The 13,828-nt window shown below is 38.8% G+C and carries 12 protein-coding genes; all 12 read left to right on the top strand.

Features of this window, described 5'->3' with window-relative positions; all coding sequences use genetic code 11:
• The first annotated feature begins 67 nt into the window (after window positions 1-67).
• Window positions 68-796 carry an alpha/beta hydrolase gene (locus EG2_RS14265; protein ID WP_060815150.1) on the top strand — a complete coding sequence of 243 codons (729 nt, stop codon included), beginning with the start codon at window positions 68-70 and terminating at the stop codon, window positions 794-796.
• A gap of 407 nt (window positions 797-1,203) precedes the next feature.
• A complete protein-coding gene (locus tag EG2_RS14260; RefSeq protein ID WP_060815149.1) occupies window positions 1,204-2,058 on the top strand; it encodes a phosphate ABC transporter substrate-binding protein PstS in 855 nt (284 codons plus the stop codon).
• A gap of 118 nt (window positions 2,059-2,176) precedes the next feature.
• A complete protein-coding gene (gene pstC / locus EG2_RS14255; protein WP_003126217.1) occupies window positions 2,177-3,097 on the top strand; it encodes a phosphate ABC transporter permease subunit PstC in 921 nt (306 codons plus the stop codon).
• Window positions 3,097-3,981, top strand: coding sequence for a phosphate ABC transporter permease PstA (pstA, locus tag EG2_RS14250; protein ID WP_003126218.1), 885 nt, complete (start codon window positions 3,097-3,099; stop codon window positions 3,979-3,981). Before pstC ends, pstA begins: the two co-directional genes overlap by 1 nt.
• 13 nt (window positions 3,982-3,994) lie before the next feature.
• A complete protein-coding gene (gene pstB / locus EG2_RS14245) occupies window positions 3,995-4,801 on the top strand; it encodes a phosphate ABC transporter ATP-binding protein PstB (protein ID WP_003126219.1) in 807 nt (268 codons plus the stop codon).
• A 31-nt stretch (window positions 4,802-4,832) separates the two neighbouring features.
• The gene (gene pstB / locus EG2_RS14240; protein WP_060815148.1) at window positions 4,833-5,591 is read left to right on the top strand and encodes a phosphate ABC transporter ATP-binding protein PstB; all 759 of its coding nucleotides are present in this window, start codon (window positions 4,833-4,835) and stop codon (window positions 5,589-5,591) included.
• A 12-nt stretch (window positions 5,592-5,603) separates the two neighbouring features.
• Entirely contained in the window at window positions 5,604-6,281 is a 678-nt protein-coding gene (phoU, locus tag EG2_RS14235; protein ID WP_003126222.1) for a phosphate signaling complex protein PhoU, read from the top strand.
• A gap of 412 nt (window positions 6,282-6,693) precedes the next feature.
• On the top strand, window positions 6,694-8,262 hold the full coding sequence (liaX, locus tag EG2_RS14230; RefSeq protein WP_005471173.1) for a daptomycin-sensing surface protein LiaX: 1,569 nt from the start codon (window positions 6,694-6,696) through the stop codon (window positions 8,260-8,262).
• A gap of 51 nt (window positions 8,263-8,313) precedes the next feature.
• Window positions 8,314-8,619 (top strand): PspC domain-containing protein, encoded by a 306-nt coding sequence (locus EG2_RS14225; RefSeq protein WP_003126224.1) that lies wholly within the window; start codon window positions 8,314-8,316, stop codon window positions 8,617-8,619.
• Window positions 8,619-8,978: a phage holin family protein gene (locus EG2_RS14220; protein ID WP_003126225.1), complete on the top strand. Its 360-nt coding sequence runs from the start codon at window positions 8,619-8,621 to the stop codon at window positions 8,976-8,978. Before EG2_RS14225 ends, EG2_RS14220 begins: the two co-directional genes overlap by 1 nt.
• A gap of 602 nt (window positions 8,979-9,580) precedes the next feature.
• Window positions 9,581-10,306, top strand: a complete 726-nt coding sequence (locus tag EG2_RS14215; RefSeq protein ID WP_060815147.1) for a LytTR family transcriptional regulator DNA-binding domain-containing protein — start codon at window positions 9,581-9,583, stop codon at window positions 10,304-10,306.
• A 30-nt stretch (window positions 10,307-10,336) separates the two neighbouring features.
• On the top strand, window positions 10,337-13,828 hold a 3,492-nt coding region (locus tag EG2_RS14210), incomplete at its 3' end, for a bacterial Ig-like domain-containing protein (RefSeq protein ID WP_060815146.1).

The raw sequence follows: 13,828 nt of genomic DNA, 5'->3' as shown, positions 1-13,828 counted from the left end.
TCAAACTAGTTAAGAAGCGACTGCTTGGTTCAGGCGGTTCCATTTTGTTGATTTTGGAGGATGGAAAATGAAAAAATATCAAAAAATACTACTGTGTCTAGTGATCGGCCTGCTGCTGATCGGTGCAGGTGGATGGTTAGGCTGGCAAAAATTACACTATACGGCAAGTGAAGCCGCTCAAACAGCTCTTTCAAAAGGGCAAGAGAAACAAGATGCGCTTTATTTCTCTGGAGATCCTGAAAAACCACTCGTTGTTTTTTATCCGGGAGCACTAGTAGATGCAGAAAGTTACAGTATTTGGGCAAAAGAGGTGTCTGAAAAAGGATACTCGGTTGCGATCGTCAAGATGCCCTTTGATATGGCAGTCCTTGGGGGAAATCGCGCAGAGAATATTTTAAACGAATTTCCACATAATGGCTATGTGATTGGTGGGCATTCATTGGGTGGCGTGATGGCAAGTCGTTATGCCGCTAGTCAAAAGAATGGGTTAAAAGGAGTCTTTTTCTTAGCGAGTTATCCAGATGAAAAAGGCAGCTTAGCAGAGACTAATTTGCCTGTGCTTTCTCTCACTGCTAGCAATGACGAAGTATTGAATCAAGAGAATTATCAAGCAGCAAAAACCTATTTGCCGGATTCAGCTATTTTCGAAACAATCTCAGGAGGCAATCACGCTGGTTTTGGTAGTTACGGCTCACAGCGTGGTGACGGATCTGCCACGATTTCAAATGAGGAACAACAACAACAGATCGCTGAGAAACTCACTCAATGGTTAGATAACCTGGATAAAACACAATAATCCGTTATTTTGGACAAAAAAAGACGGCAGAAGCTGGTACATAAATGACCACTTCTGCCGTTTTGATTCAACATACATTTGGGGAAATGTTGATGAAATCACGAAAACGTCGAACATAATTTGGGGCTATTCTTGATTGGGGAAGCAAGAAAGGTTATTATGTTCTTTTAATAATTGTTTTCTTATCCAGTATAGCACAGTAAGAATTGACAATATACTTCTTTTTACTAATTGAAAAAAATTTTTACTTTTTTACTTTTAGTTATTTTCTGTAAGTGATTGTAGGAAATGTAGTAAATTTTTGTCAGGAGTGAGAAATATTAGCAAATAATAATTTTCAACAATTTCATAAAATGGTAAAATGGAAATAATTGTATTTAACTTTGGAAAGAACAAGGAGCGTTATCATGAAAAAATTGAAATTTTTGGGACCAGTTTTAGGCTTGGTCATTCTATTATCAGGATGTGCAAAATGGATCGATCAAGGGGAATCGATCACCGCTGTCGGCTCATCCGCATTACAGCCGTTAGTAGAGACTGTGGCAGAAGAATTCCAAAATGAAAACCCAGGCAGATTTATTAATGTTCAAGGTGGCGGTAGTGGTACAGGGTTGAGTCAAGTTCAAGCAGGTGCTGTAGATATCGGCAACTCAGATCTGTTTGCAGAAGAAAAGTCTGGTATCGATGCTAAAGCACTTGTGGATCATAAAGTAGCTGTAGTAGGAATCACTCCTATTGTAAATAAAAATGTCGGTGTATCTGATATCTCTACAGAAAATTTACGAAAGATTTTTCTAGGCGAAATTACCAACTGGAAAGAAGTAGGGGGGAATGATCAAAAAATCGTTCTGTTGAACCGTGCGGCAGGAAGCGGAACAAGAGGAACCTTTGAGAAATGGATCATGGATGGAGAAACAGCAATTCCATCGCAAGAACAAGATTCAAGTGGAATGGTTCGTTCGATTGTTTCGGATACGCCGGGAGCTATCAGTTACGTTGCATTCTCTTATGTGACGGATGATGTCAATGTTCTTTCTATTGATGGCGTAGCACCGACAGACGAAAATGTGACGACAAATGACTGGAAAGTCTGGGCGTATGAACACATGTATACGAAGGGAGAACCTAAAGCACTGACAGCAGAATTCCTAGAGTATATCCTTTCGGATGAAGTTCAAGAGCACATTGTTGGGGATCTTGGTTATATTCCTATTTCAAGAATGCAAGTTGAACGCGATTGGGAAGGAAACGTCATCAAGTAACCTTTACACAAAATTTACAATGTTGCCGAAAAATTTACAAAAGGTTTAACAGAAATTGATGTTCGAGCGATAAACTAATATTTGTGAATTTAGTTTGATTTTTGAGGAGGAATCCCTCGTGGAAAATGTAAAAGAAGTGTTAACGAAAAAATCTAAGCGAGCAAAAATGGAGCAGCGGGGAAAGCTCATTAGTTTTCTTTGTATCGCATTGATCGTTTTGGTTGTGATCTCAATTTTTTATTTTGTAGCAAGTCGTGGGCTTGCCACGTTTTTCGTTGATAAAGTAAATGTGTTTGATTTCTTGTTTGGTACACAATGGAACCCTAGTGCTGTTGGCCCAGATGGACAGCCGCTTGTCGGCGCATTGCCGATGATCGTCGGCTCATTTGTGGTAACTTTCTTATCAGCGATCATCGCAACACCATTTGCGATTGGTGCAGCTGTCTTTATGGTAGAAGTTTCCCCTCGCAACGGTGAAAAGATTTTGCAGCCAGTTATCGAGTTACTAGTTGGGATCCCATCCGTTGTTTATGGATTTATCGGACTATCCGTGATCGTTCCAGCGGTCCGTTCTGTTTTTGGCGGTACTGGTTTTGGGATTCTGGCAGGGACATTTGTTCTGTTTATCATGATCTTGCCAACTGTAACGACAATGACTGTCGATGCGTTGCGAGCAGTCCCAAGACACTATCGCGAAGCCTCACTTGCTCTTGGAGCAACCAGATGGCAAACGATTTACAAAGTTGTTTTGCGGGCAGCAGTTCCAGGGATTTTAACAGCAGTCGTCTTCGGAATGGCTCGGGCATTTGGTGAAGCATTGGCCATCCAAATGGTTATCGGGAATGCGGCATTGATGCCGTCTAGCTTGGTGACACCTGCTTCAACACTGACATCGATTCTAACGATGGGAATCGGAAATACGATCATGGGGACTGTTGAAAATAACGTACTGTGGTCATTAGCGCTGATCTTATTATTGATGTCTTTATTGTTCAATATTGTGATTCGATTGATTGGTAAGAAAGGAGCGTTGAAATAATGAATGCAAAACGCTCAGATAAAATTGCGACTGGTGTTCTTTATGCTGTAGCAGGAATCATTGTTTTGATTTTGGCTTCTTTATTGCTGTATATCTTAGTACGAGGGATTCCTCATATTAGTTGGGAATTTTTGACCTCACCTTCCAAAGCTTATCAAGAAGGTGGTGGGATCGGGATTCAGCTATTCAACTCATTGTATCTATTATTGGTGACAATGATCATTAGTTTTCCGATTTCATTAGGTGCCGGGATCTATTTATCCGAATATGCGAAAAAGAATTGGTTTACAGATGTAGTGAGAACATCGATTGAGATTCTTAGTTCGTTGCCTTCAGTTGTAGTCGGTCTTTTTGGTTTCTTAGTCTTCGTTATCCAATTCGGTTACGGATTCTCGATTATTTCAGGAGCCCTAGCACTAACGTTTTTCAACTTACCATTACTAACAAGAAATGTAGAAGAATCATTGCAAGCCATCCACTATACACAGCGTGAAGCTGGGTTGTCGCTGGGATTGTCACGCTGGGAAACAGTCATGCGAATCATCGTTCCTGAAGCAACACCTGGGATATTGACTGGTGTGATCCTAAGTTCGGGACGTATTTTCGGTGAAGCCGCAGCATTGATTTACACCGCAGGTCAAAGTGCACCAGCGTTAGATTTTTCAAATTGGAACCCGCTGAGTGTTTCCAGCCCGATCAGCATTTTTCGACAAGCGGAAACATTAGCTGTCCATATTTGGAAAATCAATACAGAAGGAACGATGCCTGATGGAATCCAAGTTTCAGCTGGCGCTTCAGCTGTCCTGATCATCGCTGTTCTATTGTTTAACTTTGGCGCTCGTGCAATCGGTAAACGATTGTATAAGAAAATGACGTCAGCATAAGGAGAATCACTGTATGAATGATTATAATTGGGAAGAACGCAATATCATTACCTTTGATCGACCAGAAGACGTCGCTCTTTATACAAATGATCTGCACGTATGGTATGGAACAAATGAAGCGATCAAAGGAATCGATCTGCAATTTGAAAAAAATAAAATTACCGCATTGATTGGACCTTCTGGTTGTGGAAAATCGACCTATCTTCGTTCATTGAATCGCATGAACGATGGTATTGCGAATACGAAAGTAACGGGTCAAATTATGTACAAGGGTGTCGATGTCAATACGAAAGAAGTCGATGTCTATGAAATGCGCAAACGGATTGGTATGGTTTTTCAACGTCCAAATCCTTTCAGTAAATCAATTTATGACAATATCGCATTTGCTTTGCGTCGTCATGGTGAGAAGAACAAGAAGAAATTAGACGAGATCGTTGAAACAAGTTTGAAACAAGCCGCTCTGTGGGATCAAGTCAAAGACAGCCTGGATAAAAGTGCTTTAGCATTGTCCGGGGGGCAACAACAACGTCTGTGTATTGCTCGTGCCATCGCTATGAAGCCGGATATTTTACTTTTGGATGAACCAGCGAGTGCGCTAGATCCAATCTCTACCGGAACGGTTGAAGAAACATTGGTCAACTTAAAGCAAGATTATTCGATTATTATCGTGACGCACAACATGCAGCAAGCTGCACGGATCAGTGACTATACCGCATTCTTTTACTTGGGAAATGCAATTGAATATGATCACACACGAAAAATATTCACGCGTCCTAAAATCCAAGCAACAGAAGATTATGTATCAGGTCACTTTGGCTAATCTGATCCGATCAGTAAACGGAGGCTAAGAAATGGCAGAAGAAATTATCACATCAAAAGATCTGCATTTATATTATGGAAAAAAAGAAGCATTAAAAGGAATCGATCTTTCCATCAATAAAGGAGAAATTACTGCAATGATCGGTCCTTCCGGCTGCGGCAAGTCGACTTATCTTCGTTCGTTGAATCGGATGAATGATTTGATTCCCGGTGTCACGATCACAGGGAGTGTCGTATATAAAGGAAAAGACATCTACAGTCCGCAACAAGATACAGTAGATTTACGGAAAGAAATCGGTATGGTTTTCCAACAACCGAATCCATTTCCCTTTTCGATTTACGAAAACGTTATTTATGGGTTAAAATTAAAGGGTGTCAAAGACAAAGAGATTCTCGATAAAACCGTGGAAGAAAGCTTGAAAGCTGCCTCAGTATGGGATGATGTCAAAGATAAGCTTCATCAAAGTGCACTTTCTTTGTCTGGCGGCCAGCAACAGCGGGTTTGTATTACCCGAGTATTGGCTGTCGATCCGGAAATCATTTTATTAGATGAACCAACAAGTGCATTGGATCCAATTTCATCAGGTAAAATCGAAAATACCCTTTTGGCACTAAAAGAACGATACACAATGATCATTGTGACTCATAACATGTCTCAAGCTTCAAGAATCTCTGACAAAACAGCCTTCTTCTTAGACGGCAACTTGATCGAATTCAATGATACCAAGAAAGTATTCTTGAGTCCGAGGGAGAAAGAAACAGAAGACTATATTTCAGGAAGATTTGGTTAGGAGGAAAAAGCAATGTTGCGTACACAATTTGAAGAAGAATTACTGAATCTTCACAATCAATTTTATGAAATGGGGATGCTTGTAAGTAGTGCGATCCATAAATCTGTTCGTGCTTATGTGAAGCATGATAAAGAGATCGCTCAAGAAGTAATAGAAAACGATGAAGCAATCAACAATATGGAAGTTCGACTCGAGAAGAAAAGTTTCGAAATGATTGCCTTGCAACAACCTGTAACGACTGATTTGCGAATGATCATCACTGTAATGAAAGCTAGTTCGGATTTGGAACGGATGGGAGATCATGCGGTGTCTATCGCAAAATCGACGATTCGTGTCAAAGGGGAGACCCGAATTGCGGAGATTGAAAAAGAGATTTCCGATATGTCTGACTATGTCAAAAAAATGGTGGACAATGTTTTGGTCGCTTATGTAAAAACAGATCAAGAAGATGCCCGGATGATTGCACAGATGGATGAGCGGGTGAATGATTACTATCGAGATATCTACTATAAAACGATCGATAGCATGAAAGCCAATCCTGAGACAGTCGTTAGTGGTACAGATTATCTTTCTGTTGCCCAATATCTCGAACGAATTGGTGATTATGTCACAAATATTTGCGAATGGATCGTTTATTTGGCTACTGGTAAGATCAGTGAGTTAAATAGTAATCGTTCTGAGCTGATGTAGTGAGCATATCTTTGTTCAAAATATAGATTTAGCTCATCAGCTTTCACATGAATGTATATTATTATTGTATGGACTGTACTGTAAGAAGAGAGATGAAAAATAGCGTATCATTGATCTGGGATCATGGATAAACTATTGGAAAACGTGTGAGGTTATCCTTGCAACATTCTGTTCTTCTGTAGTACAGTTTTTTTGTAGGCACTTTTAAGTAAAGTTGACTGTCACAAGTTTTTCTTTCATAAAGAACCATCATTTTTGTTTTAATGAGACGTCATTCCTACTATTTTTTTAAAAGACCTTCGGATTGATAAAAACTTGGTACTTAAGACCTATGACAGTTTGCGGAAAAACAGGCATAATAGGTTCGTAAGCTAAACTTGCAAACAAAAATTTGCTGAAGGAGGCAATTTCCATGAACGAAAGAGAACGTGTATTGGATTTAGTGAAAAAAGGTGTGCTTTCTACAGAAGAAGCATTGGATTTGCTGGAAGGAATGGCAAAAGCCAAAGACGAGAATCAAATCAACAAAGCTGCAGCTGAAGTATCCGCTGATAAGACAAATAATGACTTTTTTGAAGAAGTTGAAGAAGCCCACGAGAAAGAAGAAGCTTCTTTTGATGGTGAAGAAAAACTTCGTCAAAATGAAGCACAAGATAAAGAAAATCTTGAAAAAATCTTGGACGGATTGGCAACTGAGGCAAACCAAGCTTCTGCTGAATTAGATGAGATCAATGTAGAAATTCAAGGTGTAAAAGAGGAACTGAAAGAAGCACAAGAAGTCCTCATGCAATTGAACACAAAAGAAGAATTGGATCAATTATCTGAAGAAGAACTTGCAACACGGCAAGAGACTGAAGCGACAATCGCTTCTCTAGAAGATTCATTAGATAGTTTGAGCGAAGAAAAAGCGACATTGGATGCGAAGTTGAAAAATATTCGCAAAGACCAATGGTCACAAACAAAAGAAAAAATCAGCCAAAAACTTGATATTCCAGATGACTGGAAAGAACAAGCCTCTGATACATTTACTCAAGTCAGTGAAAAAATGGTTGATGCAGGAACTCAATTTGGTCAATTCTTGAAAAAAACAGTTCGTGCTGTTTCAGAATCAGTGAATGACAATATGGAATGGAAAGATATCAATCTGAAAGTTCCAGGAGTAGCAGCAACGAAATTTGAACATACCTTTGAATATGCTGAAACGGAAGCAACATTGATCGATGTGAAATTAGCAAACGGAAATGTCGAATTCCGCTTGTGGGATCAACCGGGTGTGAAAGTGGATGCGAAAATCAAACTCTATGGTAAAATGGATGCTGCAACACCTTTCGATGCTTTTGATGCACGAAGCCAAATTGATGTTGACGATGAACGCATTTCATTCCAAATTCCAAACAAGCGTATCCGCGCTGATCTGGTTTTCTATCTGCCGACACGTACCTATGATCATGTTGCAGTGAAATTGTTGAACGGGAATGTAACATTTGACGAATTGGTGGCAAGAGATGTCTATACGAAATCAACCAACGGTACGATCGATTTCCGCAAAGTAGATGCTACGATGTTGGAGATTGAAGGTGTCAATGGAAATATCTTGGTTCAAGATGGAGATATCCTTGATGCTATCATTGAAACTGTCAATGGGGATGTTACTCTTACTGCGACACCACAAAATACTGGAATTTCTCTAGTGAACGGTAATATCCGAATCACTTACAAAGAAGACCGGCTACAAAAATTAAATGCTAGCTCAGTCAACGGAAATGTCAAAGTAGCATTACCACAATCAGTTGGATTTGAAGGCTTGGCAAAAACCAGCTTAGGAAGTATCAATCAACGGCTGAGCAATTTTGAAATCGTGCGTGAGAAAAAAGAACGTATGAACCAATTATTGCAATTCCGCCGGGTAGCTGATAAAGTAGCACAAGTCGATCTTTCAACAACGACTGGGAATGTATTTATCAAAGACACAGAACAATAATCTGATTCCATCAGATCTATAGATAGATTGTCAGAAGGAAGGTGAAGGTAAATGAACAAACGATTAACGAAATCAACCAATAATGTAGTGATCACAGGTACTCTGGGAGGTTTAGCAGAATACTTAGGAATCGATCCAACGATCATCCGTGTGATCTATGTCTTTCTATCATTAGTGACAGCTGGTTTCCCTGGGATCACCCTTTATGTCATCATGGCGATCTTGATCCCTTCTGGACGCAAAAGCTCTGGTGGATATGGACACGACAATCAGTACTACAAAGCGAACAACAAAGAAACAAATCGTCCGCGCAAAGAAGCAGATAAAGTCGAGGATGAGGACTGGAGTGACTTCTAATGTCCTACTTTCAACGACTGATAATGAATACACTCACCTTTGTTGCTCTGGCAGTATTGCTGCCAAACATGGTCCATGTACGTAGCATCATGATGGCATTAGTAGCCAGCTTTGTTCTCTCTATTTTAAATGCGTTGATCAAACCAATCTTGAGTATCATCTCATTTCCATTAACGCTGTTGACATTTGGGCTTTTCAGTTTTGTCATCAACGCTTTGATGCTGAATTTGACTTCAACCTTTGTAGGAGCTGCTAACTTTGGCTTTTCCTCATTTGGTGCAGCGATTCTGGTTGCTTTGATTATGTCAGTGATCAATATGATTGTGACTGAACACCATATCGAAAAATATACAAAATAAAACATCCACACGCTTCTGATACATAGCTAGCTATGTTGAAAGAACGTGTGGATTTTTTTGTTTTTTAATATTAAAGAACAATGTGAACAAACAAACTGTAACAATAAGAAAAGCAAAATATCTTTTTTTGTAATTTTTATAAAAGAAAGACAAACCCGCCAATTATTTCTTCGAAATAACCTTTTTTTGTCATGTTCATCTAGCTGTGCCATGTTAAATTAAGTAGAAAAATCTGTGAAAATACTCGTATCTATTAGTTTCATTTGTTATTGTTTCGCAGTGAGAAATATTGATAGAAGTAGTATTTTATGAAGGGGATTGATGGGAATACGAGCAGTATCATCGCACCACCTTTTTTGACTAATGGCTATTCACTAAAACGAATAGTCTAAGCTGTTAAGCCGCCCACACTAGAGTACCATTCCAAAATCACTGAAACAATTCTTTCTGAATATCCATTACGACTAGCTAAGTGAATAGTTACATTGTTCTTAAATACAGCTGAATTTTTGCACAAAGGTTCTTTTAATGCGCTTGAAAGTGCAAGCGGGCATTTTTGATTAATAATACAATTAAAAATGATGTAAAAAAGGAGAACTTAGATGTCTGCAAATTTAAGCAACTTTGCTGTTTATGTAGTAGATGATAATTTTTTTAATGGAGAGTGGCTAAAAAAAGCGATCCAAGAATGCCAACTTCCGTATTCTTCAGTAGAAATTTTCCTGCCGGACCAATTTGAGCGTTTTATTAATGAACACCTTACCGATGTCAATGATTTATTCTTATTTTCCACTGATATGAAAGGGTATGATCGAGGTTTTCAATTAGCAGGAAGATTGAGAAGCCAATGTAAAAAATGTCAAATAGCTTTTTATGGAATAGATGCTTCAAAGATACAGATGAAAAAAATGAACCTCCTGTGCCCATTAGGGATCATTGATACGAAAGAAGCGTTTAAACACCAACTAAGAAACTTGTTAATTGAAGCAATAGAAGTAAAGCAATCATTATTAGGCAAAAAGCACTTATTAAAGCTTGAAAACAAACGGGAATTGATCGTTATGGATGCAGAATCAATCAACTATATCACAACGGTCAAAGAAGAGCGCAACCAAATCGTTCTTCACCAAAAGAAGTCGATCGAATACATTGAGATGTCCTTGAAAGTCATCAAGCAATTGGACCTACCCGCTTATTATAAAGTGTTTAAATCCTACATTATCAATACAGGACAAATCAAGAAAATTGATCGAACAAACAACATTCTTTCTTTTTTTAGCGGTGAAGAATTAGAAGTGGGCAAGAAAATAAGAAAAGCGATTGGTTAAAAATACATATATATATATTGGAGGAGAATAATGAAGAAAATCACTAAAAAAATAGAACAAAGTATAGTTGTTATTGCGTTGAGTCTTACCCAGATCACAACGCCAATACTGGTGATTGCTGAAACATCTGAGGCTGATCAGCCAGCTGAAACAACTAGTAAAATAGACAAAGAAAAAGATCCTATCTTGGCTTCATCTGAAAAAGAAGCTTCCTCATTCACTTCAAGTACTAGTAGTCAAGAAGAAGTTGCTACTTCCTCCAGTGAAGAGAACGAAGTGGATCAAAGTGAGGAAACATCAGGTATAAAAGATTCTAGTGTTGCAGAAACTGAAACCAACAAATCTTCGACTAATCCCAAAATAGCTAAAAAAGAAGAAAATGCTTCTCGTTCCAATCGACAAATAAAGGCGCAAGAACTTTTAAAGAAAGGAACACTGCTTACGATGGCTGATGAAGAGTACAGCCAAACACAGGAAACAAGAGTGTTAAATAATACACCAGTTAAACTAAAATTGGATTTTGAAATCATTGACGAAGATTACTTAGCTGGAACAACTGTTGTTTTTAGTTTGCCGGACACCCTTGGATTTACCGATAATCAAGGGACGATTCAAGGCATCGATGCGACTTGGCAAGTAGACAGTGCCAATCGTCAAGTAACGATCACTTTTAATCAAGCTATGCACGATGCAACATTTTCCCTTGAATTAAAGAGTTATCTTTATTCAGAGAGTACCCCGCAAATCAAAGTGACAATTGATGATCTAAATAAAACCAGTTATGCGATCGATCTTTATGAAGATGTCGAATCATTGAAGTACGAGCAACAAAAAAACATTTTTGGTCTAGATGGTACAGTATATTACAATTTAGACCGCAAGCTCTCGGGAACGGAAACACTCTCTTTGCAACTTATGGACACCCCAGGAGCAGTTTTCAAAAAAATAGAATCGCAACCACTAAAGGTTTATAGCTATGATGTAGATATCAAAGGAAATATCAAGCTAGAAACGCAAACGGAGCTAGTCGCTGGCACAGATTATACAATTACAGCTAATGACTTACAAAATACAGCAGTTGAGATCAAACAAATGGATCAGCAAAAAGCTTATGGTGTTGTCTATCAATTCACGATGAGCTTATCTGAAATTAGTGACCATCAGTATTCTTATTACAAAAACTACCCAACCACCGGTTTTGGATCAGTAAATCTTGAACCATCGGCTGGGGAGTACCGTGGAATTTCTTTTGTGGCAAAAACAAGTCAAACTGAAAAAGAGATTTCATCAAAGTATTATTCGGCTGTTGCCGGTGGAAATTTATATTCCAATGAAAAGGGATCCTACTATTTAACATTACATGGCATGCCAACTGAAATGAAAAAAGGACAGCAGATAACGATATCCGCTGAAAATGGACAGGAACTTACAGTGAAGCAACTAATGGTCAATGATGCTTTTTATCAAAATGTACCTTTAGATGAATACTTTAAAGTTGAAAATTCTAATGGTACGTTGACCTTGACGGCAATCAAAGACAGTAACCTAGCATTTTCCATGATTCATCTTACGGTTCCTTTTGATCAAAAAGACATCGTCATGAATATCACGACTCCTTTGATTCCCAACGAAAAATTCAAAGTGATTGGGGATGATTATGTACAACCAATCTCAGTTTTATATCCTAATTCAGCTGAGACAGCTTGGGGGAACTACAACCAAAATGGTGCCTATGCAAATGATACTTCAGTCAACGTTGAAGGAAGCACAACACAACCTGTCGAAAATCTTAAAATCTTCGTCGAACATCCAGATTATTTGACACTTAGAAAAGTTCCAGAAGTGAACTATTATTACAAGATCGATCAAGATTACCGCATTGAGAAGGTTGAGGGAGGGACCTTAGTTACTTTTATTACGCCAATCAATCGTTCAATTCAATTTGACATTGGATTTAATTATGTGCCAGACAGTCTCGCTTCTACAACGCGGATCCCAGTAGATAAAATTCCAGTTAGTATCTCAGCGGATGGCTTGGATACAGTCGATACAACAGTTACCACTGGAAGAAAAAACTATTCAGAACAAACGTTGCAAGGAAGCAAAAATCAATTTTTAGTTAATGCCCGGCAAGATACCATCAAAGATCTGAAGGTAGAAACACATGTACCAATAAATACTGATGTCGTATTTTCCATTATCGATGTCTCCAATGATCAGGTGGACGGGATGATTTATCCTCAATACTGGGATCGGGGGCAATACAATACGCAAGTCATGAAAGAATCAGATCCGAATTACCCTACCATCACGCATGATGAAGCGACGAATTATTATACGTTCGATTTTGGGACAACTGATCACAGATACATCATTGCCTATCATTATGCAAATGGGTGGCAGGAAACGAAATCAATTCTGATACCGGGATTTGCTAAAGAACCACTGTATGGCAATCAACAAGGATCATCCACAGTCACTGTCTCTAATACCGCAACAGACATTATCGATATTAGTCAAAGGACAGTTACTAGCGCAAAAAACGTAACCCAAGTCACTGTGAAAACGAAAAACATTGATGATGGAACAAAGAAAGTTGTAAATCCAACGTTCAGTTTAAAATCTATTGGCAACACCAATGGAGAAATCGATCCAAACTCCATCAGAATCTCAAATGTTCCTGATGACAGTTATAAAGTAGAGAAAGTTAATGGTGAGATTCGGCTGGTTTTTGCAAACTATGTGCTTAAGGAGAACGTGGAGATCAGTTACACCGTCCTTTCTCAAAACGCTGGTCAAATCTCTGCATCAGCCACCATCTCATCCGAGACGATTGATACATTGTCCGAAGCAAAGCGCACCGCGACATCCACTATCGCAAATCTGCAATTTTCAGCAGGTGATTCGGAAGGGATTATCTATAAAACATCTGCTTTACTTGATGTCTTTGATACAGAAATGCCGACAAAAAAGATTGCTGGAGTTTCATTAATGTTAATCAATCAGTTGACTGGAACTGTGATCAACACCACCACTGATCAAGTAGGTGAGTCACAGTTGACAGATATTTATACAGGTAAATACAAGGTATACGTTTCAAAAGTCCCTGAAGGATATGTTGTTCCAGAAGATATTCAATCTGGTATGGATGTACAAGTCAATCGAACGGGTAACCAGATATCTATTGGAATCACACCAGAAAAAGATTTATCCAGTATTTCAGTAAAAGACAGCACCTTATACGTAGGAGACATATGGCAAGCCGAAGACAACTTTGTTTCTGCCACAGATAAAAAAGGCAATAATGTATCGTTTTCAGAAGTAACCGTTAGCGGCGATGTTGACACTTCGAAAACAGGTAGCTACCAAGTGACCTATACAAATGGAACAGCTAAGTCAGTGGCAACGATCACCGTCGTGTCTGATCAAGCAACCGTAGTAGCCAAAGATAGTACGCTCTATGTTGGTGATCAATGGCAGGCGGAAGATAACTTTGTATCCGCTACAGATAAAGATGGAAAA

The sequence above is a fragment of the Enterococcus gallinarum NBRC 100675 genome (genome assembly GCF_001544275.1).
GTDB lineage: Bacteria > Bacillota > Bacilli > Lactobacillales > Enterococcaceae > Enterococcus_D > Enterococcus_D gallinarum.
This window is presented reverse-complemented; position numbering and strand designations above follow the sequence as displayed.